Source organism: Actinopolyspora sabaoui (assembly GCF_051225635.1).
GTDB lineage: Bacteria > Actinomycetota > Actinomycetes > Mycobacteriales > Pseudonocardiaceae > Actinopolyspora.
The window spans coordinates 504,574-529,434 of record NZ_JBMIHH010000004.1; the positions used below are offsets into that span (position 1 = coordinate 504,574).

General features: G+C 67.1%; 26 protein-coding genes. 14 read left to right on the forward strand and 12 right to left on the reverse strand.

The annotated features are described in order from the left end of the window. Nucleotides 1-32: 32 nt before the first annotated feature. Together ACOQFL_RS09850 and ACOQFL_RS09855 are read right to left on the reverse strand one after the other, a co-directional pair. A complete protein-coding gene (locus ACOQFL_RS09850) occupies nt 33-665 on the reverse strand; it encodes a DUF4360 domain-containing protein (protein ID WP_435543797.1) in 633 nt (210 codons plus the stop codon). 555 nt (nt 666-1,220) lie between these two features. Then, nucleotides 1,221-2,225 carry a DUF2332 domain-containing protein gene (locus ACOQFL_RS09855; RefSeq protein ID WP_435543798.1) on the reverse strand — a complete coding sequence of 335 codons (1,005 nt, stop codon included), beginning with the start codon at nt 2,223-2,225 and terminating at the stop codon, nt 1,221-1,223. Nucleotides 2,226-2,324: 99 nt separating this feature from the next. On the opposite strand from ACOQFL_RS09855, the gene ACOQFL_RS09860 reads away from it, so the two are divergent. Next, nucleotides 2,325-3,314: a glycoside hydrolase family 183 protein gene (locus tag ACOQFL_RS09860; protein WP_435543799.1), complete on the forward strand. Its 990-nt coding sequence runs from the start codon at nt 2,325-2,327 to the stop codon at nt 3,312-3,314. Nucleotides 3,315-3,328: 14 nt separating this feature from the next. Here ACOQFL_RS09860 and ACOQFL_RS09865 read toward each other — a convergent pair whose 3' ends face one another. Further along, a complete protein-coding gene (locus ACOQFL_RS09865; RefSeq protein WP_435543800.1) occupies nt 3,329-4,546 on the reverse strand; it encodes an FAD-dependent oxidoreductase in 1,218 nt (405 codons plus the stop codon). Between the two features lie 93 nt (nt 4,547-4,639). Here ACOQFL_RS09865 and ACOQFL_RS09870 point away from each other — a divergent pair, with 93 nt between their 5' ends. After that, nucleotides 4,640-5,275 carry a TetR/AcrR family transcriptional regulator gene (locus tag ACOQFL_RS09870; protein ID WP_435543801.1) on the forward strand — a complete coding sequence of 212 codons (636 nt, stop codon included), beginning with the start codon at nt 4,640-4,642 and terminating at the stop codon, nt 5,273-5,275. A 97-nt stretch (nt 5,276-5,372) separates the two neighbouring features. Here the strand turns inward: ACOQFL_RS09870 and ACOQFL_RS09875 are convergent, their stop codons facing one another. From ACOQFL_RS09875 to ACOQFL_RS09885, 3 genes are all read right to left on the reverse strand, one after another. Continuing rightward, nucleotides 5,373-6,815 carry an outer membrane protein assembly factor BamB family protein gene (locus tag ACOQFL_RS09875; protein ID WP_435543802.1) on the reverse strand — a complete coding sequence of 481 codons (1,443 nt, stop codon included), beginning with the start codon at nt 6,813-6,815 and terminating at the stop codon, nt 5,373-5,375. Nucleotides 6,816-7,031: 216 nt separating this feature from the next. After that, a complete protein-coding gene (locus tag ACOQFL_RS09880; protein WP_435543803.1) occupies nt 7,032-8,741 on the reverse strand; it encodes an FAD-dependent oxidoreductase in 1,710 nt (569 codons plus the stop codon). A 4-nt stretch (nt 8,742-8,745) separates the two neighbouring features. Further along, on the reverse strand, nt 8,746-9,663 hold the full coding sequence (locus tag ACOQFL_RS09885) for an AurF N-oxygenase family protein (protein WP_435543804.1): 918 nt from the start codon (nt 9,661-9,663) through the stop codon (nt 8,746-8,748). 367 nt (nt 9,664-10,030) lie between these two features. Here ACOQFL_RS09885 and ACOQFL_RS09890 point away from each other — a divergent pair, with 367 nt between their 5' ends. The 3 genes from ACOQFL_RS09890 (at nt 10,031) to ACOQFL_RS09900 (ending at nt 13,411) form a co-directional block, all read left to right on the forward strand. Further along, nucleotides 10,031-11,476, forward strand: coding sequence for a hemolysin family protein (locus tag ACOQFL_RS09890; RefSeq protein ID WP_435543805.1), 1,446 nt, complete (start codon nt 10,031-10,033; stop codon nt 11,474-11,476). Beyond that, nucleotides 11,476-12,486, forward strand: a complete 1,011-nt coding sequence (locus tag ACOQFL_RS09895; RefSeq protein WP_435543806.1) for a CNNM domain-containing protein — start codon at nt 11,476-11,478, stop codon at nt 12,484-12,486. The genes ACOQFL_RS09890 and ACOQFL_RS09895 overlap by 1 nt, the downstream gene beginning before the upstream one ends. Nucleotides 12,487-12,664: 178 nt before the next feature. Then, nucleotides 12,665-13,411 (forward strand): DUF427 domain-containing protein, encoded by a 747-nt coding sequence (locus ACOQFL_RS09900; RefSeq protein ID WP_435543807.1) that lies wholly within the window; start codon nt 12,665-12,667, stop codon nt 13,409-13,411. Between the two features lie 420 nt (nt 13,412-13,831). On the opposite strand, the gene ACOQFL_RS09905 is transcribed toward ACOQFL_RS09900, so the two are convergent. From ACOQFL_RS09905 to ACOQFL_RS09920, 4 genes are all read right to left on the reverse strand, one after another. Continuing rightward, on the reverse strand, nt 13,832-15,364 hold the full coding sequence (locus tag ACOQFL_RS09905; protein ID WP_435543808.1) for a protein kinase domain-containing protein: 1,533 nt from the start codon (nt 15,362-15,364) through the stop codon (nt 13,832-13,834). 1,049 nt (nt 15,365-16,413) lie between these two features. Continuing rightward, nucleotides 16,414-17,463, reverse strand: a complete 1,050-nt coding sequence (locus ACOQFL_RS09910) for an NsdA family TPR-like regulatory protein (protein ID WP_435543809.1) — start codon at nt 17,461-17,463, stop codon at nt 16,414-16,416. Nucleotides 17,464-17,803: 340 nt separating this feature from the next. Continuing rightward, nucleotides 17,804-17,998 carry a DUF397 domain-containing protein gene (locus ACOQFL_RS09915; protein WP_435543810.1) on the reverse strand — a complete coding sequence of 65 codons (195 nt, stop codon included), beginning with the start codon at nt 17,996-17,998 and terminating at the stop codon, nt 17,804-17,806. A 6-nt stretch (nt 17,999-18,004) separates the two neighbouring features. Further along, complete coding sequence (locus ACOQFL_RS09920) at nt 18,005-18,859, reverse strand: helix-turn-helix domain-containing protein (protein WP_435543811.1); 855 nt, start codon at nt 18,857-18,859, stop codon at nt 18,005-18,007. A gap of 90 nt (nt 18,860-18,949) precedes the next feature. Between ACOQFL_RS09920 and ACOQFL_RS09925 the strand changes: the two genes are divergently transcribed. Genes ACOQFL_RS09925 through ACOQFL_RS09935 form a run of 3 tightly spaced genes read left to right on the forward strand, consistent with a single transcriptional unit; the run spans nt 18,950 to nt 19,706 of the window. Beyond that, the gene (locus ACOQFL_RS09925) at nt 18,950-19,267 is read left to right on the forward strand and encodes a hypothetical protein (protein ID WP_435543812.1); all 318 of its coding nucleotides are present in this window, start codon (nt 18,950-18,952) and stop codon (nt 19,265-19,267) included. 2 nt (nt 19,268-19,269) lie between these two features. Beyond that, a complete protein-coding gene (locus ACOQFL_RS09930; protein ID WP_435543813.1) occupies nt 19,270-19,566 on the forward strand; it encodes a hypothetical protein in 297 nt (98 codons plus the stop codon). Continuing rightward, nucleotides 19,563-19,706: a hypothetical protein gene (locus ACOQFL_RS09935; RefSeq protein WP_435543814.1), complete on the forward strand. Its 144-nt coding sequence runs from the start codon at nt 19,563-19,565 to the stop codon at nt 19,704-19,706. The genes ACOQFL_RS09930 and ACOQFL_RS09935 overlap by 4 nt, the downstream gene beginning before the upstream one ends. A 317-nt stretch (nt 19,707-20,023) precedes the next feature. On the opposite strand, the gene ACOQFL_RS09940 is transcribed toward ACOQFL_RS09935, so the two are convergent. Both ACOQFL_RS09940 and ACOQFL_RS09945 read right to left on the reverse strand, forming a co-directional pair. After that, the gene (locus ACOQFL_RS09940; RefSeq protein WP_435543815.1) at nt 20,024-20,875 is read right to left on the reverse strand and encodes a phosphotransferase; all 852 of its coding nucleotides are present in this window, start codon (nt 20,873-20,875) and stop codon (nt 20,024-20,026) included. A gap of 76 nt (nt 20,876-20,951) precedes the next feature. After that, the gene (locus ACOQFL_RS09945) at nt 20,952-21,128 is read right to left on the reverse strand and encodes a hypothetical protein (protein WP_435543816.1); all 177 of its coding nucleotides are present in this window, start codon (nt 21,126-21,128) and stop codon (nt 20,952-20,954) included. A gap of 29 nt (nt 21,129-21,157) precedes the next feature. On the opposite strand from ACOQFL_RS09945, the gene ACOQFL_RS09950 reads away from it, so the two are divergent. The 6 genes from ACOQFL_RS09950 to ACOQFL_RS09975 all read left to right on the forward strand — a co-directional run bounded on the left by ACOQFL_RS09950 (nt 21,158) and on the right by ACOQFL_RS09975 (nt 24,543). Continuing rightward, nucleotides 21,158-21,619, forward strand: a complete 462-nt coding sequence (locus ACOQFL_RS09950; RefSeq protein WP_435543817.1) for an NUDIX domain-containing protein — start codon at nt 21,158-21,160, stop codon at nt 21,617-21,619. Between the two features lie 45 nt (nt 21,620-21,664). Continuing rightward, nucleotides 21,665-22,315, forward strand: coding sequence for an NUDIX hydrolase (locus ACOQFL_RS09955; RefSeq protein WP_435543818.1), 651 nt, complete (start codon nt 21,665-21,667; stop codon nt 22,313-22,315). 5 nt (nt 22,316-22,320) lie between these two features. Next, nucleotides 22,321-22,479, forward strand: a complete 159-nt coding sequence (locus tag ACOQFL_RS09960) for a hypothetical protein (RefSeq protein WP_435543819.1) — start codon at nt 22,321-22,323, stop codon at nt 22,477-22,479. Between the two features lie 257 nt (nt 22,480-22,736). Next, nucleotides 22,737-23,549, forward strand: a complete 813-nt coding sequence (locus tag ACOQFL_RS09965; protein ID WP_435543820.1) for a DddA-like double-stranded DNA deaminase toxin — start codon at nt 22,737-22,739, stop codon at nt 23,547-23,549. Next, a complete protein-coding gene (locus ACOQFL_RS09970; protein ID WP_435543821.1) occupies nt 23,546-24,016 on the forward strand; it encodes an Imm1 family immunity protein in 471 nt (156 codons plus the stop codon). Before ACOQFL_RS09965 ends, ACOQFL_RS09970 begins: the two co-directional genes overlap by 4 nt. A gap of 17 nt (nt 24,017-24,033) precedes the next feature. Then, nucleotides 24,034-24,543 carry an Imm1 family immunity protein gene (locus ACOQFL_RS09975; RefSeq protein ID WP_435543822.1) on the forward strand — a complete coding sequence of 170 codons (510 nt, stop codon included), beginning with the start codon at nt 24,034-24,036 and terminating at the stop codon, nt 24,541-24,543. The last annotated feature ends 318 nt before the right edge of the window (nt 24,544-24,861 follow it).

Sequence of the window (24,861 nt, forward strand, 5' to 3'; positions counted from 1 at the left end):
GCCCGAAGGCCCGGCCGGGCGGCGACCTCGGATCAGGAGGCGCACTCCTTCCATGCGAAGTGGTAGGTGGTCTCGATACTTCCGTCCGTGGAGTCCATCGTCATGAAGCTGGTCTCGCTCGAGTCCGAGCTACCCGCGTCCACCCGCAGTTCGGTGTTGATGTTGAAGTTGCGCTGTACGCCGCAGGGCTTGTAAACGATGTCGGCGATCTCGGTCTCGTCGGTGACCTGCCAGTTGTCGCTGTAGGCGCCCTCGAACGTCTTGCTGGAATGCGTGGTCCGGGAATCCCCCTGGAAATAGTAGCTGGCTTGCTGGGTTCCGGTGGCGCCTTCCGCCAGGTGGGCGAATCCACGGTAGTCGGCCCGGGCTATCCCGTAGGTTAGCCCTTGGGGAACGTGCACGACCAGATTGAGCTGGCAGTTCTTCCGGAAAGCCGTGGGATCCGCGTCGGGCCCCACCTCTGCCAGATAGTCGCTGTAGGTGACGGTGAAGGCCTTGTTGTCGGGCGAAACGGCCACGTCCGCCGTTCCCTCCGGACATCCGGAACCGTTCACGGTGGCGACGTCGATGACGATCTCGTCCGAAGGTGGGGAGTCGAACGGACCGGACGTCGGTGCGAGAAGAGTGGACAGCGCCATTCCGGACGCGATCAAACCGTTGAGCATCCTGTTTCTCCTGTTCGGAGGGAAAAAACCACACTGCTGTTCTTATCCGCCACGCGGAGTATTGGCCTTTCCTTTTCGCGAAGCGAACGGCAATGAGTTTATGGGAGCGCTCCCAAAAATTATAGACACTTTCGGAGCAATCTCCGGAAAACTCGACGGAACGTCCGCACGACAGAACCAATGATGGGATGAACCGAAATGCCGGACACGCGATTTCCGACAGCGAAATCGCACGGAATATTCCGTCTCCGAACCTGTTCAATCGAACGATTTCGAGTTTCTCGACGCCGCAGCGGAGTTTCGCCACCCCGGAGTGCCGCCGGGCCTCACTGATGCTTTCCTGTCGTGTTGTCGACAGGGGTGGGGCATTGTCGGTTCCGACACGTCGAAAGCCACGTTACCAACACGACCAGCCGCGGGTTCTCCCGTGCGGCTCTCGCGAGGAAGGCCCGACGTTGTGTAGGCCGCTACCCGATGTCGGGCCTCCCCGCAGCGAGAGCCGTGCGAGAGGTTCCGCCGAGCGAGCGACCCGACAACCCGACCGGAAAACTCCAATCAGGAACGCCACCGAATCCAGGCACCGTGCGAATCGGTCGTGGCCAGCGTCTCGTGCCCGTCCCGCGCCAGCACGAACGAGTTCTCCGGACCCGCGGATACCGCCGCCGGGCCGACCACACCGGGGGCTTCGTTGGACAGCCACACCGCACCGAGCTCCCGCACGGCGGCGGCGAACTCGCGGCGAACGGATTCGGAGACATAGGCCAGCACCGCCGAGTGATACACCACCAGGGTGGCCTCGCTCGGTGCGCTCGCGGCGATCCGACCGAGGTCGTCGAGGAGGTCACCCCGGTGGACCACCGGACGGTGCCGCGCCGCGACGCGCAGCGCCGCACGCAGCCGGTCCCGCCGCTCGGTCTCCCCCGGCCACAGCAGGCATTCCAGCCAGTTCGCGTGCTCGTCGTCCGCGGCGTCGAGCGGGGCGGTGTCCAGGCCCGCCCGCCAAACGACGGTGGGAACCCCTTCGGGCAATGGAACCGGCCCGAGGGGACGGCAGCGCAACGTCGGTGCTTCGGGCTCGGTACCGCTCACGTGGTGCCCGGCGAAATCGTACGAGTAGAGGTCGGGCAGCAGGTTCAACCCGGCCGAAGCCCCCACCTCCAGCAACGCCAGCGGTTCCGGTAGCCGGGCCAGTGCGGGAAGCAGTGTGGCGCACCGCCCCGCCTCGTTTGTCTGGGTGCGCCGGGTAAGCAGCACCGAGGTGAGTTCCGCCGCACGCTCCCGTGCCAGCTCACGCAGCGTTGCTGGGTCAGCGGGGCGACCGAGCAGGTACCGGGCGGCGGCGAACAGCAGGTTCGGTTGGCGTTTCTCGCTCGGCAGCGTCTCCAGCAGCCCCAGAATCTCCGAATCGGAGGCGACCGCCTCGGCGAGCGCGCCGTATTCCGGGGACTTCGCGGCGACCGCCAGGCCGAACCTGCGGTAGTTCTCGGCGGTGCTCACTCCCGATTCGAGCCCCGCCATGCCGCGCTCGCCCGTTTCGCCGCCCTCGCTTCGGTCGGTCATGTCGAAAACATACCCGAGAACGGCGGGCGACGATGACCGATTTCCGTTGGCCACGGCACCGGAGCAGGATCGGAGGGGCGGCGGACGGGAGGCACAACGGTGCGCAAGATACGAAACCTGACCGGCCCCGGCGTGACCGACGAGTTCGGGATCGGTGGTACCGATCTGGGGGTGGTGACCACCGCGCCGGACGGCCGGTTGGTGGCGGTCTTCGGTGACACCTTCGAACGGGCCGGTGTGGGTGGCAGGGGTTGGCGTTCACCGGTGGTGCTGTTCGGGGACCCGACCACGGTGCGCACCGGAATCGTCTGGACCGGTTCGACCGGGCGAGGTCGCTACGCCGAGCAGGCGCTGCGCTACCGGCACAACTCGATCGTTCGCGGCAGGCGGGTGGGCACCGTGATTCCCACCGACGTCATCACGCTCGGCGGGACGATGTATCTGCACGTGATGGTCTGCGCCGGTATCGGCAAAGTGCACTGGACCGAGATACACCGCTCCACCGACAACGGGGAGACCTGGATCCGCACCGAAGCGAGCTGGCCCGGCGAGCACCACGGCGGCCTGTTCCAGATGCTGACCTGGGAGCTGGGCGACGACGGCTACGTCTACTGCTTCTCCACCGGTTTCCAACGCGACAAGGGACTGGTGCTGCGACGTGTCCCCGCCGAACGGCTCACCGAGCCCGGCGCGTGGCAGGGATGGGGTTTTCGGCGGGGCGCGTGGGCCTGGGGCAATCCGCCGACGGTCGCGTTGACCGGGGCTTACGGTGAGCTGTGTCTACGCCGTGTCGAGGACCGATGGTTGCTGTGCCTGTTCGACGCGGGTAACTACCGCATCGACGTGCTGTCGCTCGCTCACCCCACCTCGAATCTCTACGAGGTGCCGCGCACCACGGTGCTGCGTGGCACCGCCTGGCACGAGGAGAATCACGAGACGGGGCAGGTGGCCCAGCTCTACGGCGCCTACATCGTCCCGGGCTCCACTCTGGATGATCTTCATCTGGTGATAAGCCAGTGGAACACCGGGCGGAACTGGCCCTACCGGGCGATGCAGTTCGCGGGCGCGCTGCCTCGCGACGCCCGATAGGGCCTAACCGTCGATCAGGAGACGGGCACGGCGCGGTCGTGGTCCCGCTGCGCGAGCAGTTTTCGGATCGGCCCGAGTGCGGTGTCCACCCCGGCCAGCGCGGTGGCGAAGTCACGGACGCGGGAGGACAGCCTGCCGCGCCACAGCATCAGAGCCGCCAGCTGACGTGAGTTGCGCTGTGCCGATTCGACTCGGGGCCGTTGGGCACGTTCGTAGTCCAGTAGTGCCCGGGGCACCGTGCTCCTGTCGGCCGAGGCGAGCCGCCTCGCCAGGGCCCCCGCTGATTCGACCGCCATGGCCGCGCCCACCCCGGCCGTCGGCAGGAAACCGGCCGCCGCGTCGCCGAGCAACGCGAAGCGCCCCACCGTCCAATCGGCACACCGCACATCGGACAGACTCCAGTAATGGCTCTCGGGGGTATCCGCCAGCGCGGTCAGCGCTCGGGAGAAGCGGGGCTCGACGGTGCGCAGCCTGTCGCGGACCAGCTGCGCGAACGCCGCGGGACCGCGGGTGGTGTCCGTACGGGGGCCGCCGGTGAAGACGCCGGTTCTACCGGGTACGGGGTACAGGCCCACGAAGCATCCCGGCCCCCAGATTTCCTGATAGGTGTCGAGCCACTCGTCGGGCTCGCCCCATGTCACCCAGCCACCCCAACCGGTGTCGTGGGTCTCCACCCGTTCGGCGCCGAGCACCAGTCCCCTGGTGGTCGAGTGCACCCCGTCCGCGGCGATCACGGCGTCGAAGTCCGCCCGGAACTCTGTTTCGTTCTCGGTCAGGCAGACCCGAACCGTCCCACCGGTCCGCTCGACCGCGTTCGGGGCGGTTCGGAAGGCCACCGGTGCCCCGCCGGTGGTCAGCAGTTCCAGCAATCGGCCACGCTCGATCCCCCGGTAGTGGCCGAACTCTCCCAGCGCGGTGTCCACCGAAAAGCTCCGCAGCACCGCGCCGGTGGAGGCGCACAGCCGGTACTGCCGCACCGCCACGCTCTGTTCGAGGTAGTGCCGTTCGAGACCGAGGTCGTCGAGCACCGGGTCGACGAACGGCATGAGCCCCAGCATGTAACCGGAGTCCTGCCGCTGTTCCGCCCGTTCCACGAGCACCGGGTGCATTCCCCGAGCACGCAGCGATTGCGCCAGGGTCAGGCCGGCCACCCCGGCACCGACGATCAGTACTCGCGGTTCGTGCTGCCCTGTAGCGGCGAGCTGCGCGGTCACGGATGTTGGGACGAACATTGCTGTTGACCTCCGTTTTTGAGTGGACCAGCTGGTCCACTCGAAACGGTAGCACCCTGTGGACCGGGCGGTCCAATAATTTAGGATGCGACTATGGCACTGCACGAACTCGACCGGGAACGGCGTACGCGCGTGTTGGAGAACGCGACGAGCGAGTTCGTCCGGCGGGGATACGAACACGCCTCGCTGAACTCGATCATCCGCGCGTGCGGGATGAGCAAGAGCTCGTTCTACCACTACTTCGACTCGAAGGCGGAGCTGTTCGACACCGTCGTGACCGAAGCGATGCGGGCACTGGGGAGTGAGCTGGCCGTGCCGGACCCGAGTGAGCTGGCTGGAACCGAATTCTGGGAGCGGGTCACGCGTCTGGTCACCCAGCTGCTGGAACTCGCGGGGCGGGGAACCTGGACCGCCGAGGCCGGAAAACTGTTCTATGTCTCCGACACTCCGATCGAGCACAGTCCGGCACTGCGTGACGCGATCGCGGCCGTGCGGGACTGGCTCGCTCGGGCGCTCGAAGCGGGCCGCGAATGCGGGGCGGTGCGGGACGATCTGCCGAGTTCGTTGCAGGCATCGCTGGTGTTCGCGTTGCTGCGGTGTCTGGACGACTGGTCCCTGCACCAGCTGCACGAGTACTCGGCACCGGAACGCGAGCGGATCGCCCGGGCACAGCTGCGGACGCTGTACCGGATGCTGGCCCCCGACGCCGACGACGCCGGAGGCGAGTGAGCCATTCCCCGGCACTGTTCGAAAAACGGCCGCCCCGGCCGGAAGCCGAGGACCGCCTCTTCGACCGGGAGCCGAGACAGCCTCTCCCCCGCCCCATTCAGGTCATGCAGAATGCCTGCATGTCCAGGGAGTACAACGTCACCCCGCACAGGCGGCGCTGAGGTCCGTCCCAGTACAGATCGGTTTTGTCCTGCGCGTTGATCTCGTTGGTGGGCGCGGGCGGCCCGAGCCGGGTGACGGTCCCGTCGTCGAAAGCCAACCGCAGCAGTGCGGGTGGGTTCTCGTAGGTGCCGTTGTTGATGGCCAGGATTCCCTTCGAGGTGGCCGCGAAGGGGTAGATGCTCGTTTTCGGGGCGAGTCTGCTGCTCCACACCCGTTCCCCGCCTTGTAGCTCGTAGGCGACGATCCTGTTCTCACTGCGTAGCTTGCTGACCTTACGGGGCGTGGTGGAAATGACCAGCATGCCGTTGGTGACCACGGTGTGGTACTCGTTGCGGGGTATCATGCCGTCGATCGACGCCGTGTCCAGGGTTCGTTCCGAGGACGGCTGCACGGGTACCGAGCCGGTCCTCTTCCCGGAACGGTCGAAGAAGAGCAGTTCGGAGGCTTCCGGACCTATTCCTCGGGAAACCTCCACCACGGCCGGATCGCCGGACAGTAGCGAAACGGTGTCGGCCTGGGGAAGGTCGACGGTGGCATGAGTCCTACCGGTGGTGGGGTCGAGCATCACCAACCGCTTCCGCCCCTCGGAAACGCAGGATTCGACCAACGTGACCGCCGACCGGGAGACGTACAGGTCGTTCACATAGCAACTGCCCTGTTCGGGCGCGGTATACTTCCAACTGGTAGTGCCGTCGGTACGACGCAGCGCGGCGACGTTGTCCCCGTTTCGGAACACGACACGATCAGCTGTCAGGCCCGACATCATGCCGCTGTCCTGATTGGCCGAACCGTGCCTCCATCGGAGCTCTCCGCTGCTCAGCTCCACCAGTGCCAGGTGGGAACAGGTCACGGTGACCAACCGTTCGGAGTACCGGTTCTGCCTGGTGGGTCCGTAGCTGATCGCGGCCACTCCGCGTCGGGCGGTACGCGAGGCACCGCAGAACGCCGTGGAATCAGCACCGGACAACGCGGGCGGCGAGAGCTTCCAGCTCTGCTCACCGTCGCGTTTGTCGAGCCCCAGAACCCGGTTCCGCGTGACCTGCACGAGCACCTTCCCGCTCGCCACCGAGGACAGCACGTTCTCGTCACCGGGGTTGCCTGGTTTTTTCCAGCTCACTTTCCCGGCCAAGAGCCCCGCGTTCGGCGATTCCTCGGACTGCCCGCCCTGGCCGGAAAGGCTCACCAAGAGCATCCGCACCGCGAACACACCGGCAACCAGCAACACCACCAGCCCGAGCACGAGCAACGTGATGATCAAGCCCCACGGGGGGCGCTTGCGCGGCCGTTGGCCGGGTGGCTGTCCCGCCCAGGTCGGCTGGTAAGGCTGCGGCGGAGCGCCCGGACCGGGCGACTGCGGCGGTACTCCCCCTGGATACAAGACATGCTCCTCGTGAGGTACTGGCTGATCCGGATGCGCGGCCACTGAGGCCACCGATCGCGCCCTTGAACGACGTTCATTTCTAACACCCGGAGTTCACCCGCATGGGGGACAACAGCCAAACCGGCGGAGTACCACTGGAAACAGTGCGGGTCCGACATGAACGTGCGCCCCGCCGGTCCCCTCACCGACGGGGCGCACCTGCCATCACCGTCCTCAGCCGACGCTGCCCGCCTTACCGGAAAGTTTCGCGCGCAGCCGCGCCAGCGGTCCGCCCGAGCCGGATGGCCGGGCACTCGGCTCCGGCAGCCGACCCTCCACCGCGTCGTCCAGCAGTGCCTTGACCGTCTCCTTGGCACAGCCGCGGTTGGTTCCGATCCCACCGGAGGGGCCACGTTTGATCCAGCCCACCACGTAGGTCCCGGGCCGGTCGGTGACCCGCCCCCCGGAGTTCGGCACGGTCGCGGTGCCTTCGTCGAAGGGCAGGCCTGGAACCGGCACGCCCCGGTAACCGACCGCTCGCACCACCAGCCCGGCGGGGATCTCGACGTCCTCGCCACCGGCACCGCCGACGCGAATACCCCGAACCGCGTTCTCCCCCACCAGCTCCACGGGAGCGGAGTGGAACCGGAACACGACGCGACTCCGCCCGTTCACCGCGGCCTCCCCGGCAGGGGCGGACCAGTCAACGGTCTGTCGGGAGACGTCCCGCAGCAGCCCCGCCTTCTCGTCGTCCCCGGCGGCGTCGATGGTGGGCTCGATCCGCGGATCGTGCGTGTCCACCACGAGTTCGATGTCCTCTCGCTGGGTGAGTTCGAGCAGTTCGGGCCTGGTGAAGGCGGCGTGCTCGGGACCACGGCGTCCCAGCAGCACCACTTCCCGAACCCTGCTGGCACGCAGCAGGTCCAGCGCTCGCGGCGAGATCGAGGTGTCGGCGAGCCGTTCCGGGTCGGTGCTGAGTATGCGCGCCACGTCCAGCGCGACGTTGCCGTTGCCCACCACGACCACCCGCTCGGCGGAGAGGTCGACGGTCTCGGCGACGGCGTCCGGGTGGCCGTTGTACCAGGAGACCAGGGTGGTGGCGCTGACGCTGCCCGCCAGCTCCTCGCCGGGAACGCCGATATCACGGGCCGAGGAGGCCCCGACCGCGTAGATCACGGCGTCGTGCCGGTTGGCCAACTCCGCGGCGGAAACGTCCTTGCCGACCTCCACGCCGAGCCGCAGCCGCATCCGGGGGTGGTGGTGGAACCGCGCGAACGTCTCACTGATCCGCTTCGTCGACGGATGATCGGGCGCCACGCCGTATCGCACGAGACCGCCCGCGACGGGCAACCGGTCCAGCAGGGTGACCCGGCAGTTGGTGTGCAGCAGCAGGTCCTCGACGGCGTACATCCCGGCGGGGCCGGTGCCCACGACCGCCACGTCCATCGGCGCGAGATCACTGGGGATCGAGTGGTCGAACACCGGCGGTCCCCAGGAGTGGAAGTTGGGCGAGGAACCGGCGGTGCCCGTCTCCGAGGCGCCGTTCGCAGCTGGCAGTCCGTTCGACCCCGCGCCGTTCGACCCCGCGCCGGTCACCTCCGGCAGGTCGCCGGGCTCCGAAGCGCGGTCGGACGCCGGAGCACCGCTGGTATCGGGAGCCCCACTGGAGTCGGACTCGACGACCGCAGCACGGTCGGCATAGTACGCGGCGTTGATGTCGGCGTAGGCCCGGAGCGAGCCGGTCAGCCGGTCCACCGGGAACACCGCGTCGACCGGGCACGCGTCGGCGCAGGCGCCGCAGTCGATGCAGGTGCTCGGATCGACGTAGAGCATCTCGGTGGTGCCGAAATCCGGCTCGTTCGGGGTGGGATGGATGCAGTTGACCGGGCACGCCGCGATGCAGGAGGCGTCGGTGCAGCAGGTCTGGGTGATCGCGTAGGCCATGGCTTCAGATCAGGTTCGCCCGCTTGTAGAACCACGTGGCGGGCTTGGTGAGCAGTCCAGCCGAGTCGAGGAACTCCATCAGCCCGGCGCAGCTGGAGCGCACCAGCGACTTGTAGTGCTGGTTCGCCTTGGCCTCGCGGACGGCTCGCTCCACGTCCAGCCCCGCGTTCTCGTAGACCTTCTTGTTGACCATGCTGGTGACGATGAAGTACGAGGCGGCGGCGACCACCACGGCCTGGAGCTGCTTGCGCACCGGCCCCACCCCGCGCAGACGCTCCTTGGTCTCCTGCCGGGCGAACTTCATGTGCCGGGATTCCTCGACCACGTGGATGTTGTTGATGGTGCGGACGAAGGGGGCGACCCGTTCGTCGCGCATCCAGTCCCGCTGCATGACGTCGAGGACCTCCTCGGCGACCAGGATCGCGGCGTAGGCGGCCTCGCCGAAGGCCAGCGTCTTGAACACGCGGCCGAGTTCGATCACCGGGCGCGGCGGACGGTAAGCGGGTGCGCGCAGCTTCTCGGCACCGCGTCCGAACATGATGGAGTGTCGGCACTCGTCGGCGATCTCGGTCAGCGCCCACTGGAAGGCGGGGTCGGCCGGGTCCTTGGCGTAGAAGTCCCGCAGCACCATCTGCTGCAGGATCATCTCGAACCAGATGCCGGTGCTGGCTACGCAGGCCGCTTCCTGCCTGGTGAGTTCGCGTTGCTGTTCCGGGCTCATCTCGGACCAGTAGGCGGTGCCGTAGAGCGTGCTCCACTCCGGACTCGCACCGTGGTAGTCGGTGTCGAGCGGTGTCTCCCAGTCGACTTCCTGGGCCGGGTCGTAGGACAGCGTCTCCGAGGAGTCCAGCAACCTGCGGGCGACGTCCTCACGCTCGGATGCCGCGTCCGTGGCGTCGGATCCGGTGATACTGCTGGTCATGGGCACTCCCTACCGAAATGACGACGATATTCCGGTGCCGCCGAAATAGTGTTACCGAAGGTAACAACTACTTGCGGGTAGCCGCGAGGGTGCGACATACGCTACATGTGTGACTTGTGTCACTTTTCGGGATTGTTGGGGTCCCTCGCCGTGACGAAGACGCGACGAGCGCGGGCCTCGTGCGGCTGCCACGGCACCGCACCGCACAGCCGCACACGCCCCGTAAACCGAGTCCTACCGCCGCACCACCGTCACAGAGCGCGGAGTCCACGAGAGGTCGAGACCCGAGGCTCGACCCTCGCGGCGGACGAGTGGCGTTGACCACCGGACAGCCGAGACCGAATCGGGCATTCGGCACAATGGGCGCGTGGTGATCGCACTCTCCCTGCTCGGTGGCCTGCTGTTGATCGCTGTGATCATCGCGGCCAACGGGTACTTCGTCGCCCAGGAATTCGCGTTCATGACCGTCGACCGGGCCCGGCTGGCGGATCGGGCCGAGCAGGGCGACCGGGTTGCCGCACGGATGCTGCGGGTGACCCACCGGACCTCGTTCATGCTCTCCGGCGCCCAACTGGGGATCACCGTGACGGGCCTGCTGGTCGGTTACGTCGCCGAACCGCTGGTCGGCCGCGCGGTGGGCGAGCTTCTCGGCGGGGTGGGCGTCGCTCCCGGCGTGGGCATCGCGATCGGCACCACGGGCGTGCTGGTGCTCTCGACCTTCGTGCAGATGCTGTTCGGCGAGTTGTTCCCGAAGAACCTCGCCATCGCACGGCCGTATCCGCTGGCGCGGTGGCTCTCGGCGTCCACGGTGGTCTACATGCGCCTGGCGGGCTGGCTGATCTGGTTCTTCGACCGGGCCTCGGCCGGGCTGTTGCGGCTGCTGCGGATCGAGCCGGTGCACGACGTGGAGCACGCGGCCAATCCGAGTGACCTGCAGCGGATCGTGATCGCGTCCCGACAGGCCGGTGAGCTCCCGCCGGAACTCTCGCTGTTGCTGGACCGGGTGCTGGACTTCCCGGAGCGGGACGTCGAACACGCCCTGGTGCCGCGTTCCCGGGTGGACGTGCTCGCCGACACCGCCACGCTCGACGAGGTGCGCGGGACGATGAGCAGCGGACATTCCCGCTATCCGGTGCTCGACGATGACGGCGACATCGCGGGGATCGTGCACCTGGTGGACGTGCTGGAGTCGATGGGAACCGAGACCGGCGACGGCGAACGCCCGATCACCGAGTTCACCCGACCGGCCACCATCCTGCCCACCCTGATGTCGCTGCCCGACGCGGTCACCGCGATGGCCGAATCGAGCGGCAGGATGGCCTGCGTGGTCGACGAGTACGGCGGCTTCGCCGGGATCGTCACGGTCGAGGACCTGGCGGAGGAACTGGTCGGCGAGCTCACCGACGAGCACGACGTCGACGAACGACCCCACTTGGTCGGCACCGACGAGGGTGACGCGCGGTGGCGGGTCCGGGGCGACGCCCCGCTCGACGAGGTGGAACGCGAACTCACCCACGAGCTGCCCCGTGGGGACTACGAGACCGTCTCCGGACTCGTCATCGCCAACCACGGGGCACTGCCGGCGGAGAACACGGTGGTCGACATCAGACTTCCGGACGATCCGGCCGAACTCGCCCACGCGCAGCACCCACCGGTTCGGACGCTACGCGCCACGGTCGTGGAGATCGATCAGCACGTGCCCTCGGAGCTGGTGCTGGAACTGATCGAGAACACCCCCGACGAGCACTCGACCGACCCCGGCGATCGGACGGACAACCCCGACTCCGGGCCTTCCGGGCAGGAGGACTCCTGATGCTGGCCACGCTGACCACCATCGCGATCATCGCGGCCAGCGCGCTGTTCGTCTCGATCGAGTTCGCCACCATCGGCGCCCGGCGCACCCGCCTGGAGCAGCGGGCGGGTACCAGCCGAGCGGCCCGCGCTGCGCTGCGCAACGCCTCCGAGGTGTCGGTGCTGCTGGCGGGCTGCCAGCTCGGCATCACCGCCTGCACCCTCGCGCTGGGCGCGATCACCGAACCGGCCGTGGAGCACGCGCTGGAACCCGTAATGAGCGCGCTCGGGCTGCCGGGCTGGCTCGGCGGCACGGTGTCGTTCGTCCTCGCGCTGCTGCTGGTGACCTTCCTGCACCTGGTGGTGGGCGAGATGGCGCCCAAGTCGTGGGCGATCGCCCACCCCGAGCGCTCGGCCACCCTGCTCGCCTTCCCCATGCGCGGTTTCATGTGGCTGTTCCGCCCCGTACTGCTGCTGCTCAACAACGCCGCGAACAAACTCGTCGAGGCGGTCGGGGTGCGGCCGGTCGAGGAGGTCGCGATCGAGCAGTCTCCCGACGAGCTGCGCCAGCTCGTGCGCCACTCGGCCGAGAGCGGTGAGCTCGACACTTGGTCCTCCGGCCAGCTCGCGGGCGCGCTGGAACTGACCCGGCTGCGCGTCGGTGACCTCACCGGCGAGGAATCCGTGGCCGCCGTGCCCCGCACCGCCACCGTCGCCGATGTGCAGGCCGCCAGCAGGCGCTCCGGGCATCTGCGGATCCTCGTGGGTGCTCCCGACGCGCCGGAGGGCCTGGTGCACGTCCGCGACACCCTCACCCTCGATCCGGCGGACCCCCTGGACGGGCTGGTCCGGGAGTGTCCCGAGTTGGATCCGAAGACCAGCGTCCTCGACGCCCTATCCCGGATGCGCCGCACCAGCACCCAACTGGCGCTGGTCCGCACTCCCGAACGTGCGAGCGGGGTGGTCACCATCTCCGACATGCTGCAGGGGCTGTTCCCTCGCGGCACGGATGTCGAAACCGCTGAGCGGTGACCCGAGAGCATCGACATCTCGCCGTTCCCGGCCCCACCCCGCCCGCTCCGTTCCGAGGGACCACCGGCCACACCGCCGAACCCGGGCGCGCCGGAACAGGAAGTTCGCTTTCCTCGTTGCTCTGGTGAGAGTGGCACCGAATCCGGCAGCACGGCTACGCGAAAACGGGGTGGGAAAGATGGGCGGCGACGAGGAGATCCGGGTCGAGACCTCCGGCAAGCGGGTGCGCGCGATGCTCGGCGGCCACGTGGTGGCCGACACCAGGCGAGCGGTGCTGGTCTGGGAACACCCCTACTACCCCACCTACTACGTGCCGCGCGCGGACGTGCGGGCCGAGCTGGGCGACACCGGCGAGGTGCGGCACTCGCGGCGGCTGGGCGAGGGCACGATCTACGACGTGGTCATCGACTCGACGACGGCACCGGCGGGCGCTATCAGCTATCGCGACTGCCCGCTGCCCGAGCTGCGTGAGCTCGTCCGGCTGGACTGGAACTCGATGGACGAGTGGTTCGAGGAGGACGAGCCGGTCTACGTCCACCCCCGTGACCCGTACAAGCGGGTGGACATCCTGGAGAGTTCGCGGCACGTGGAGGTGCGGCTCGACGGCATCACCGTCGCCGACTCGCACCACCCGCGAATCCTGTTCGAGACCGGCCTGCCGCCCCGGTACTACCTGCCGCTGCCCGACGTGCGGATGGACCTGCTGCGTCCCAGTGACCACGAGACTCACTGCCCGTACAAAGGGACCGCGGGCTACTGGCACGTGCACACCGGCGAGGCCGAGCACCCCGACACGGTGTGGACCTACCGCACCCCGCTGCCGGAGAGCCACAAGATCGCCGGGCTGGCGTGCTTCTACGACGAACGCGTGGACGTCCTCCTCGACGGCGAGCCGCAACGGCGGCCCGAGACTCCGTTCTCCTGACGGCCGACCCACCACAGTGGCCGGTAACGAGCGCGGCGTGCGGCTCCCCGACCGCTGAGTCCGGGCAGCGGGAGCGAGCCGAGCTTTTCCGACGGAACCCAGGACAACCCAGCGGATCCGTGGTGTGATCGGAACATGCCACGTGGACGTAACGGACATCCGTGCGAACCGGACACTTCACGAATGGGATTGTGGCGCTGCGAGGAGTGCGGGCAGCAGTGGGAGATCCACGGCGTGGAAGGTAATCCCCAAGTCCGCAGGGTCAGCCGCGTCGGGTGGTTCATCGCCAAGCTCTTCGGCTGAGCACACCGGCACCGCCGCCGACGAGCTGTGCGGGCTCGGTTCGTGGCGTGCGGGGACAACCGCCGTGGCAGCGGCGCTTCCCGACGCTGCGAAAAGCCCGGCGCACGGCCGTGCGGCTCATCGCCCCAGCTCGTCGAGTCGGGCCAGCATCCGGTTCGCCTGCTCGACGTGGAGTTCGGATTCCTCGGTGGTGGCCACGGCCAGCACCTGCCGCAGCAGTTGCCTGGCCTCGTCCGTCTCCCCGGTGTTCGACAGCAGCGTCGCGAGTTGCACCCGGACTTCCAGGATGCGTTCCAGCTCGCCGGGCAGCAGGCGGAGGTATTCGTTGAGCAGCGAGCGGAGTTCGCGGGCGGCTCGCTGGTTCTCGCCGAGCTCCATGCGGCAGGTGGCGGCCATGAACCGGCATTCCAGCACGGAAGCGGTCGTCACGCCCGACTCGTCGTCGAGCTCCGCGAGCAGCGTGGTGTATTCCTCCAGCGCGGCCCGGTAGTCGCCGCCGAGGAAGTGGAACGTCGCGAGGTTGCGCCTGATCTTGGTCCTGCGGTCGGGGGTGAGTTGTTGCCGCAGCGAGCGGTCGAGCAGCAACGAACGCAGCAGTTCGGCCGCCTGCGTGAACCGTGCCTCGTCGACCAGTTCGTTGGCCCGCTGCTGCTCCGAGCGGATGCGTTCCTCGGCCTCTCGTGGATCGGCGGCGGGAACTTCGCCGGAAGCCTCGGCGGACTCGGGGCCACGTCGTGGGGATCGCGGGGCGTGCGGGTGCCGGTAGGGCGCTGTCGGGTCACCACTGTCGACGACGGAGTCGGATTCCTCCGGCGCGGGCAGGTACGGCAGCAGTCGCCGGTAGACCTCTTGCGCGTCCGCGGGCCGGTGCTGCGGGTTCTTGGCCAGCAGATCGAGCACGAGCCGTTCCAGTTCCGCCGGAACCGCCACGCCGCACTCCCGCAGCGGGGTGGGCGGCACGCTCACGTGCTTGTGCACGATCCCCGGTGCGCCGGGGGCGTCGAACACCCGCTCGCCGCTGAGCAGCTCGTGCAGCACACACCCCAGGGAGTAGAGGTCACCGGCCGGGGTGGCGGTGTTGTGCATGGCCTGTTCCGGGGCCATGTAGGCCGGGGTGCCCATGCTGTCGCCCGTGCGGGTGAGTTTGGTGTGGCCGCCTTCCAGCACGGCCGCGATGCCGAAGTCGAGCACTTTGACGGTGCCGCTGTCGGCGATCATCACGTTGTGCGGTTTGAGGTCGCGGTGGATCAGTGAGGCCTCGTGGGCCGAGGCCAGCACGGCGGCGATCTGCGCGGCGATCGACGCCGACCAGGAGACCGACAGCGGCGCGTGCTCGGCGACGATGTCGGCGAGGTCGGTGCCGGAGACCCGCTGCATCACGAGGAACAGCTCGTCGCCCTCGGTGCCGACGTCGTGCACGGCGGGCACGCCGGGGTGTTCGATCTTGGCGGTGAGTTGGGCCTCGCGCACGAACCGCTTGGTCAGCAGCTGCGGGTCGTCGGCTTCGGCCAGTTTGGCCGGGGGTAACAGTTTCACGGCGATGCGCCGGTCCAGCCGCTGGTCGTAGCCGGACCAGACCTCGCCCATCGATCCCCGCCCGATCGGCGAGGTCAACTCGTATCGCCGCGCGACCACCCGGTTGCTGCCCACCGGTTCCCTCCTCGTCACCTTCCCCCGTTTCGCCGCACCCGAGCACCACTCCGGCGGGCGAGTCCGAACGGGCCGAGACAGCCCCGAACGAACCGGAAAAGCCCAGCACGAACCGAAGGAGCAGAGCCCTGCCACGAACACACAGCCGGACGGTTGATCACTATCAACCCCGGTCGCGGCGGTCAACCCGGCAGGTGAGGCGCTGTGTCGTCCGCTGCGATCCGCCTGTCGAGCCTCACCTGTCGGCTCTCGCCTGTCGGCTCTCGTCTGTCGAACAGGGCGGTTTCCCGCTGGTTGCCGCGCTTGTGCTGCTCCGAGGCTTGGCGGCTTTCCGGTGAAGTCGCAGCGCACCGGCTCCCCGGGGGGTCCAGAGACCTCCCAGCCATCGGGGTTGTTTCCGGTCTCGCACCGCGGCCCCCGACAGCCTCACCCGGCCCCGGTGCCGGGCCGCCGTCCGTTTTTCCTTGCGAGCCGTAGGCGACCCTGGGGCTCGGGTCCCGCGTGGACCCGTAAGGCTGCGAGTCCCCCCTCGATCTCGGGGGTGTCGTGAAACGGACACAGTTCTGCCGGGATCGAGGGGGAGGTGAAGCTTCTCGGTATACCGGAATTGTGACTTTGGAGCTTCACCCCGCGAGCCGGATTAAGGGCTCGCCGAGCCGGGGGTTACGCGCAGTGCCGGGATGATGGCCGGGCTACACGAGCATGAGCGCCAGGGCTTACCAAGGACACGGCCGGGTTCGCCTAGATCGTGCGTTGCCTGACGCGCGAACTTCACCCGCTCTAACCGGGATCCGCACGGCTGTGAACCGTGGCCAGGACTTGCGGCCCTACCCACGCGCTGCCTGGGGTGCGCGTGGAGGGAAGTCTATTCCGTGCTAGACTCAGCACTGTTGTTTTGTCTTCTTGGCGGATACAAAATAACACGGAGTCCCCTGGTCACGATCAGGGGACTCTTTTTTGTTCGTGACCGAGTGTGACCGCGATAGAAGCGTTCTTGGAACGAATCCGAGGGTGCGAAACTGTTCGGCTGTTGGTCAGTCGACCAGGGTTCAGCCGGGTCCAAGGACACCTCGCGTCGAGGTCTGGTCGATTTCCCATCCCGCGAGCTTTCGGTGCGCCGCTGCCCATTCCGCGTGGACCCAAGCTTCCGGCATGTTCGACAGGGCTTCGCGTGCTGCCTGGCGGGCCTGCTCGAAGTCCCCGAGGGCATGGAGCACGAACCCCTTGTGTCCATTGAGGATGGGAGGCACGTACCAGTACGAGGAATCCGGCAGCTCTTCCGGGGCGGGAAGACGTTCCACGTGGTGGTCGGCTTTCGCGAGCAGGTCGGTAGCCGAGCGCGTGTCTCGCTGATAAGCCGCGATCTCGGCGGCCTGGCAGTGCATGTACGCGTAGATCCCCGGATCAACCCGGCTGTCACGCATCGCTGCTCGGTTGAGGTTGGCCGCCTGGCCGTAGTTTCCGAGCAGCAGTGCGCGATACGCGGCGAAGCTCAGCGCGGTGGCGAGCCGTTGCGGGTCGTCGGCTTCCAGCGCCAGCCGCGCCGCACGGTCCAGGTGGGCTTGCGCGTCGCCGTATTCGTCCCGTGCGATTTTGAGCCAGCCGAGATACTGGCTGGTCTCCGAGGCCAGTCCCACCGCCTCGGCCGTGTGCTTGGACTGGTCGGCCAGGTGGTTCACGAGCTCGGCGTGGGCCGCGACGCTGGGCAGCACGGCGCTCGCGCTCGTTTCGTCTTCGAGCCTGCGCACGGTCGAGAGCATGTCGGCTGCTTGGGACAGGGCCGTGGTGTCGGCCCTGCGGGGGTGCTGTGCGGCCCGGTGAAGCCGCTCGGTGCGTGGGTCGGGTGTGAACCCGAGGTCGCGATCGGATGCCTGTAGGACCGCGCGGAAGGCCGCCCGGTAGTCCCGTCCCGGCCGTTGGATCTGCCCGCGCTCAAGCCTGCCGAGGTAGTGCCGGTCCAGCGCCCCCGGCCTGCCGGTGTTGTCGAGTAGCCACGTGTTGACCCGTTCGGCCAACTCGGCGCGGCTCATGTGCTCACCGGGCACGCGAGCAGATTCCGCCGCGTGGCGTGCGGCCTTGAGGTGATCGTTGCCGACCATGCTCGCCAGTCTGCCACCGAGCTGGAGAAGGTGAACGAGTGTGGAACCCGTGGAACGACAGCACTGCTGGCTGCCCGTAGCGGAACGGACTGGTTTCAAACCTTCGCTTGCTCGGACTGCGCCGAATGCCGGATCACAGAGTATTCGAGCACCGGCAGCGCCACGCGAGGCTTCCCCGCGTCACTGGACTCAGCACTGCCGCTGCGAATCTCGCCGGATACGAGGTAGCACGAGCCTCTTGGTCACGATCAGGAGGCTCTTCTTTGTTCGTTACCGAGTGGGCACGCATAAAAAGCACCCCCGGAGCGAATCCGAGGGTGCGAAGCTGTTCGGCCGGGGATCAGTCGAACCGGCTGGTCTTCACAGCGTCAAGGAAGGCCGACCACTGCGAGCCGGTAGCGGTGAAGTAACCGGCAGCACGGTCCTTCGTGTCGCGCACGCCGATGGTGTTGGTGGTCACCGCGACTTCGACGCAGTTGTTCGCACCCTGCGAGCGGCTGGACTTCCGCCAGGTCGCGCCGGTCAGATCAGCCATGTTTACCTACTCCGTGGTCTGGTGTCGCAGCTCCTTGATTCGGCGGTCCAGCATCGTCGCGGTCTCGCGCTCGGACGCCGCCGCCGCGCGCAGCCTATCGAATGCCTGCTTATAAGCGTCCGTGTGGGCGGGACGGTCGATATAGTCGGCTGACGTAAGCGCTTCCGTGTACACGTAGGTAGCTTCGGGCTCTTCCAAGGTGAGCAGCACCCAACCAGTACCGAGCGCGACATGCTCGCCGATGGTGAACGGGATGATCTGGATCGTGACGTTGGAGCGCTTCGCCATCTTGCGCAGGTGCTGCAGCTGGTCACGCAACACCTGGTAGTCACCGATTTGCCGGTACAGCACGGCTTCACCGAGAACCACCCAGACCCGCGGGCCTTCGTCGTGAAGCGCGCGGTCGGCACGCATCATTCGCTCAGCCACGCCCGGTTCGGGGTCCACGGACTCGTCCAGCGGGTTGGACAGCACCGCCCGCGCGTAGTGCTCGGTCTGCAAGATCGCGGGAATGACCTCGGGATCGTACGCCTTGATCTCGGAGGAAGCTCCTTCCAAGGCCAGAAACGTGTTCGCCCAGTCCGGGACCGTCGATGGCCGGTCCCGGCGCCGTGCTTCCTTGCCGAGCGCTCGCAGTCGTTCGGCTTGCTCCTGGTCGTCCGCCACGCCGTACATCTCAAGCATGACTTCGATCTCGGCCGCGCTGGCGGTCAAGTCACCGCGCTCCACTTTGGTCAGCTTGCCCGAGTACCAGTCGAGCCGTTCGGAAATCTTGGGTGGCGACACCCCTGCCGCGTTGCGCAGGTTTCGCAAGATCAAGCCAACTTGGACACGGCGCACTGCGGGTGGCGTATTGCTCATGCAAGGAAGACTATCGCGAAACTTCGTCAGACAAGATCCCCTGATTGAGGGATCGTCAATTGCAATTGCAGTTGGCTATGTTCCTAGTTGATGAGCACGCTAAGCAGCTTTCAGGAGGGAAGGGCCCTGGGTCGGGCTGCCGTGGAACGGGGGAAGTCTGTGGAGCTCAGTGCGGAGACCGAGCGGGTTGTCGTCTCGTGGTTCGTGCCGGACGGCGACACCCACCAGCACGCCACGGTGGACGCGTTGCCGACCGAGGGCGGCGGGGTGAGCACGCTCGGCGGGCACGACTACGCCGAAGCCCCGGCCTATCAGGACCGCCGGATGCGCCACATCCGACCGTTCTGCGATCTCTGCTTCACCGAGTACCTCAAGCTCCACACGGCCCAGCCGAGCTGGAAGGGGTAATCATGGAAACCACCGAGCGACGGCACTACTGGCTGCCCGTGCCGGATCGAACCGGCTTCAGATGGCACCGGCACGCCTTCCGGGGCAAGTACTGGGACGGCCGATGCTCCGACACCTCGGTGTGCGGCACGCCGTGCGCGATGGCCAAACCCAGCGAGCTGGACTGGTTCCAAGCACCCACGTGCCAGGACTGCACCGAACTGTTGATCACCGAACAGTCAGCCACCGGAAGTACCGGGCAGCCGGACAGCGGGAACGCCGAACAATCGGACACCGGCAGCGCCGAGGGGGAACAGTGACAAGACGGCCCCGCGAGCCGGACGGCGTACGCGGCTACGTCCCCGCCTTCTCCGGCGAGCTGCACGAACCACCGAGGAAACGAACCACAGTGCCGCACTCAATCCTGGAACGAGTGCTCGACGGCCTCCAGAAACTCTGAGAACGCCCGCAGGGGAAACGAGCACCCGATAAGGGAGCGTCTTCGTCTCCCCTGGACAAAGCGGCCAACCCAGCGGGTAAGGCACTGTCTTGCCCGCTGTGAATCAGCTGTTGGCCCTCGCGGTTTTCCGCTGATTCCCACGCTCGTGCCGACTCGGTGCTGCTCTCGGACCGCGATCCTCCACAGTCTTCCGCCGCCCCGAAACCAGGCCGCCGTCCGTCTCTCCTGGGGGGGGAGTCGCGAGGGACGCCCCACTCGGGCACCGCTTGGCTCCAAAGGCTGCGATCCCCTCGATCTGAGGACGGGACTGGTGCCGACTATCGAAGCTGGCTCAACAGGGCCTCGGTCCGGTGCCGGGCAGGCTCGGTGAACACCGGATCTGTCTCGGTGTCCAGGATTCCGGCGCAGGCGTACAACCACGACAGTCGCCCCGAGCGCGTGGACAGATCGACGGCGCGCTCGGCGGCGATCCGCTCGGCCAGCTCCGGCACCGCCAGCGACCCCATCCACAGGCACGCGGCATCGAAACCCCTGGGGCCCGCGCCCCAGTCTTCCCAATCCAGCAGCCAGCACTCCGGCGCGGTGAGGTTGGGCCACGCGAAGTCGCCGTGGACGGCCACCCACTCCTCGACGGTCGTGTCCACATCGGCACCGAACACCCGCGTGATCAGGTTCGCGATGCGCTGCTGGGTCAAAAACGCGGTGTGCCGGGTCGCGGGATGCGCCGGACCGTGCGTGGCCAGCGCGTCCAACGAGGCGTTGAACGTCGCCCACCAGGACTCGGGCAGTTCCGGGGCGTGTCGCAGCACGCCCGCGGCCGGGATCGGTGCCGCGGTGACCAGCTGTGTCTCATCGGCGCGCCACATCAAACCCGCATCCCGATCAAGCCAGGACACTCCCTGGTACCAGGCGGGTTTGGCCACACCCCGCAGCACCTCGGCGGCTTCAACTCCGTTCCACCCCCGCGTACCCAGCGAATCCCACGGTTGAACCTCGAGACGCACCCACGTGTTCCGGTCACTACGGGCACCGACGGAGCGCCGCTTGACCACGGCCGATTCCCGGTCCACGACCAAGCCCAGGGAGCGCTCGACCCGTTCGAACGCGTGCGCGTGCGGCTGCTGACGCAGATCCACCGTCACTGCCGGACCCGCCACAGAGGTGTGCATCCCCGCACTGTAGCCACCGCACCCACCAAGCGTCGGACGCCTCGGGGAGGTCGGAACAGGCGGCGGTGCACGCGACTCACCGGGCGTCGATCGGGTCGTCACCAGCGGTCGGCTCCGACATGGTGTCGACGACGGCGGCGTAGCCGAGCCTGATTACGGCCTCCATCGGGTTCGCTTCGGATTGCCAGTCCCCCACGACGATGACGCCCTCGCCGAGTACTACCTCGCCGCATTCGACAAAATCCGGACCCACCGTCACGAATTGAAAGAAGGCATCCTCGCATGAACACACCCGGCTTGGACGAACTCACCAGCGCCGACGCCGCCGACGGCATCGACCAACACGTCGTCGGCGCCGTCATCGACCACGGCGGCACGCTCCTCCTGCTCAAACGCCCCGCCGACGACTTTCGCGGCGGCACCTGGGAACTGCCCTCCGGCAAAGTCGAACCCACTGATACCGACCTGTACGCCGCGCTACACCGCGAAGTCACCGAAGAAACCGGCCTGACCGTCTCGACCATCACCGGCTACCTGGGCGCGTTCGACTACACCTCCGGCTCCGGCAAGCACACCCGCCAACACACCTGGACCGTCACCGTGGCCAACCCCGCCGAGGTACACCTCAGCGAACACGACGAGTCCGCCTGGGTGGTCACCACCGAGCAGCATCCGGTCAGCGCCGAAGTACAACAACTCATCGACGCCCACCTCGCCAGGCCCGCCACTACGTCGGCGCCCTGATCAGCTACTGGCAGCACCACTCCGACACAGCAGGAGTTGCTCCCCGTGACCGACATCGACATCTTCACCGACCGCTACGAACACGTCGGCATCGAGAACAAGAAACAAGCCCACCGCCAGGGGCTGTGGCACCGTACCTTCTCCGCGCTGGCGATCAATCCGAGCCGCCGACGTGTGTTTCTGCAGCAGAAGGCCCCGGGGCGGTATTCTTTCGACCGGCCGGACTATGCCGACATCAGCGTCGGTGGGCATTACCACGCGGGTGAGCGCGTCGAGGACGGCGTGCGGGAAGTCCACGAAGAACTCGGTCTTCCGGTGGCCTATGACGAACTGTGTCCGATAGGGCTGCGCCAGACCGCCGTCACCCTCACTGCGGATCACATCGAGCGCGAGTTCCAACACTGGCACCTGCTGCCGCTTGACCTGGAGCTCGACGCTATCCCCCTTGCCGATGCCGAAGTCTCCGGGATCGTCGAGGTCGATCTCGACGACGCCATCGCGCTGGCCGCAGGCGAGACCGAGACCGTCTCCGCGCGGTTCGCAAGCCACGGCGAGCACGGTCTCGTCCACACAGGAGGCACCCTGTCTCGGGCCGAGCTCGTGCCCAACTACCTCGCGCTCGACCAGCTCTACCTCCGCCTGTTCGTCACCGCCCGCCGCTACTGCGCGGGTGAACGCACCCACCTGTTCTGGTAGATCCCGTGACCGTCGCGCTTGTGCTCGGTCCCCACCCGGAAGCCATCGAACTCGCGTCGCTGGCCGCGCTCCTGATCCCCAACGCGCTGATCATCCACAGCGGACCGCACTACACCGCGACCGGTGTGGCTTGCCTACGTAGCGATTCCGGCCCAGTCGACTGATTTTTGATGCGGGAGAGGGTCTTTCGCAACGGCTTCTTCCGCTGGAGAGCATCCACTGTCGGTCGGCGGCGCTACCGTCGCGCCATGCGACAGCTGCCCATTCTCCCCGCTATCCGCGCGAGGACCGAACAAGCCGTCAGCGATTCTCAGAAGCTGACCTTCAGCGACGACAGCGAGGCTCCCGAACCTCGCCCAGACCAAGGAGGAAGCAAGTTACCGCCTTTGCTCGTGCCGGGACGGAAACACAGGCAGGCACTGTGAGCAGCCTCGAGAAGCTCGGCGAGCAGCTGGCCCTGGTGCTGGCCAAACTCGCCGAAAGCCAGACCGCTCTCGCCCAAGCCCGCCAACGGATCGGCGAAAGCGGCCAGACTCTGGCAGCCGTCGTCGACGAGCACACCCACCCCGACCTGGCGGCCGGCATCCCGGCCTACCGCGAAGCTTGGTCCACGACAACCGAGACCAGCAAAACACTCGTTTCGGTGGACAAGACCATTCGAACCTACATGACCAGCATCGGCGCCCCCGGAGCCGAAACCGCCGGAATTCCCAGCGATGACGAGGCGAACTCACCATCAGCCGCCATGCCTACGGGCCTCGACCCACACCAGCCGGATGCTACGCCCCACCGCGACGACGAACCCGAGTTCAGCACCCCGGAATGGGCTGAACACAAGGTCACAAGCTTGACCGACCTGTCGGAAACCGCCGGGAACGTGTTCGACGACCAGGGTAACCAGATCAACACCGAACCGTGGCGAAGCGGGGAACACGACGTCTGGTTCGAGCACAACGACCAGGAACTTCGGGCAAGCCCAGCGTTCCCGTCCATATCGCCGCGCGCTAAGGCTGTGCCCTCAGCCAGCCACGTGGAAACCAAGGTAGCCCAGTGGCTGGACAGCCAACCGAACCTGAACCACATCACCATCGTGATCAACAAGCCCGTGATCTGTCAGGGTCGTTTCGGTTGCGAAGCAGCAGTCCGTGCCCTGCTCTCAGCGGGCAAGTCAGTCAGTGTCTGGCCCCGGGGCAGTGGGGTACCGTACGAACTGAAGGGAGCCAAGAAAGCATGATCATCAGCGCGAGTCACCAACACGACTGGCTGCACGGTTACGACGCTGACCAGGTCGATCAGGTCATCAACACTGTTCTCACGCAGGGTAGTCCGCTCCAGCCGAGCGAGGTCTTCGTTGGTGAGCGGACGGTGACCCTCGAAACGATGGATCTTCCCGAGTACCACGTACGGGTTTGCGTCAACCCGACCGCCGGATACGCGGCGCTGCTGTTCACCGCATCCGATCTTGACCCGGACCGGATGTGGGTATCGTTCAACTCGAAACCGCCGCTGGAGGACCCCCGCCTTGCCAGCGACGTCGACACCGAACGTTACCACGATCGGTTCACAGCCATCCCCATCGAGCAGGCCCGCACAGCGCTCCGGGAGTTCTGGAGCACCGGGGGCCAACGTCCAGCGTCGGTAACCTGGGTAGCCGGGGACTACTACGGGCGTATCACCGAGCGCATGACCGTCGCCGCGTAGCAACCGGAACCTACCAAATGGGTATCAGCGCACTCGTTCATGACCAGTTCCACCATGTCGAGCGCTGGGAGGATGTTGACTGTGTGATCGATGAGGCCATCGCTCGCTCCCTGCCCGGCTCGGCGGATGCGCCGCTTCCACCTGGTGAGGTGGCCCAGTTCTACTGCGCCGCCCAGCCCTGGACCGATGAGGTCCTTGAGTGGGCGCCGGACAACTTCCTCCAGCTCGCCAGCGACCCCTCCGCTGGTTATGCCGCGCTGACCTGGGTAGGTTTCCGAGGGGAAGCCACGATGGAAACGTTCGTCTCCTTCGGCACGGACGCTCCGTTGAGCGCCCCGCCCCGCCTGGTCATCGATCCTGGCTACCCGCACGATCATGACCCACACAGCGCGCTCCCCCTCGAACAGGCCCGCATCGCCGTTCGAGAGTTCTGCCGCACAGGCGGCGCACGACCGCAGTCGGTGACCTGGGTACGCGGCGATTTCACCGGTGCCATCCTGCAACCGTTGCCGGACGTGGTCGCCTAGGTTTGTCGAGTGGTGCTGGTGGTCAGTGTTCGGAGGAGTTCGCGGGCGGTGTAGCAGGAGTCGGCGGATTCTCTCGTGCGGCTCTCGCGAGGAACGACCGACGTGGCGTAGTAGCTACCTGATGTCGATGCTCCCGCGGTGAGACGAGCCGTGAGGTTGCACCACCCGACTCCCACGGGCCGTCAATTTCTCGCTTGGTTTCAAGGGGTGGGTGCAACACCTTTGGAATGATGTTGGTGGAGGTGTTGCGGGTGTTCTCGGTGGTGGAGCGGCATGCCGATCGGGTGTGGCGGTTGTGGCAGGAGCAGGGGTGTGGTC

Excerpts from the sequence above, each read along its gene's own strand:
- ACOQFL_RS09950 (WP_435543817.1), top strand. The coding sequence starts at position 21,158 with ATGAACACACCCGGCTTGGACGAACTCACCAGCGCCGACGCCGCCGAC.
- ACOQFL_RS09880 (WP_435543803.1), bottom strand. The coding sequence starts at position 8,741 with ATGGCCTACGCGATCACCCAGACCTGCTGCACCGACGCCTCCTGCATC.
- ACOQFL_RS09920 (WP_435543811.1), bottom strand. The coding sequence starts at position 18,859 with ATGAGCAATACGCCACCCGCAGTGCGCCGTGTCCAAGTTGGCTTGATC.
- ACOQFL_RS09975 (WP_435543822.1), top strand. The coding sequence starts at position 24,034 with ATGGGTATCAGCGCACTCGTTCATGACCAGTTCCACCATGTCGAGCGC.
- ACOQFL_RS09915 (WP_435543810.1), bottom strand. The coding sequence starts at position 17,998 with ATGGCTGATCTGACCGGCGCGACCTGGCGGAAGTCCAGCCGCTCGCAG.
- ACOQFL_RS09940 (WP_435543815.1), bottom strand. The coding sequence starts at position 20,875 with ATGCACACCTCTGTGGCGGGTCCGGCAGTGACGGTGGATCTGCGTCAG.
- ACOQFL_RS09855 (WP_435543798.1), bottom strand. The coding sequence starts at position 2,225 with ATGACCGACCGAAGCGAGGGCGGCGAAACGGGCGAGCGCGGCATGGCG.
- ACOQFL_RS09900 (WP_435543807.1), top strand. The coding sequence starts at position 12,665 with ATGGGCGGCGACGAGGAGATCCGGGTCGAGACCTCCGGCAAGCGGGTG.
- ACOQFL_RS09910 (WP_435543809.1), bottom strand. The coding sequence starts at position 17,463 with ATGGTCGGCAACGATCACCTCAAGGCCGCACGCCACGCGGCGGAATCT.
- ACOQFL_RS09865 (WP_435543800.1), bottom strand. The coding sequence starts at position 4,546 with ATGTTCGTCCCAACATCCGTGACCGCGCAGCTCGCCGCTACAGGGCAG.
- ACOQFL_RS09930 (WP_435543813.1), top strand. The coding sequence starts at position 19,270 with ATGGAAACCACCGAGCGACGGCACTACTGGCTGCCCGTGCCGGATCGA.
- ACOQFL_RS09885 (WP_435543804.1), bottom strand. The coding sequence starts at position 9,663 with ATGACCAGCAGTATCACCGGATCCGACGCCACGGACGCGGCATCCGAG.
- ACOQFL_RS09970 (WP_435543821.1), top strand. The coding sequence starts at position 23,546 with ATGATCATCAGCGCGAGTCACCAACACGACTGGCTGCACGGTTACGAC.
- ACOQFL_RS09850 (WP_435543797.1), bottom strand. The coding sequence starts at position 665 with ATGCTCAACGGTTTGATCGCGTCCGGAATGGCGCTGTCCACTCTTCTC.
- ACOQFL_RS09895 (WP_435543806.1), top strand. The coding sequence starts at position 11,476 with ATGCTGGCCACGCTGACCACCATCGCGATCATCGCGGCCAGCGCGCTG.
- ACOQFL_RS09925 (WP_435543812.1), top strand. The coding sequence starts at position 18,950 with ATGAGCACGCTAAGCAGCTTTCAGGAGGGAAGGGCCCTGGGTCGGGCT.
- ACOQFL_RS09870 (WP_435543801.1), top strand. The coding sequence starts at position 4,640 with ATGGCACTGCACGAACTCGACCGGGAACGGCGTACGCGCGTGTTGGAG.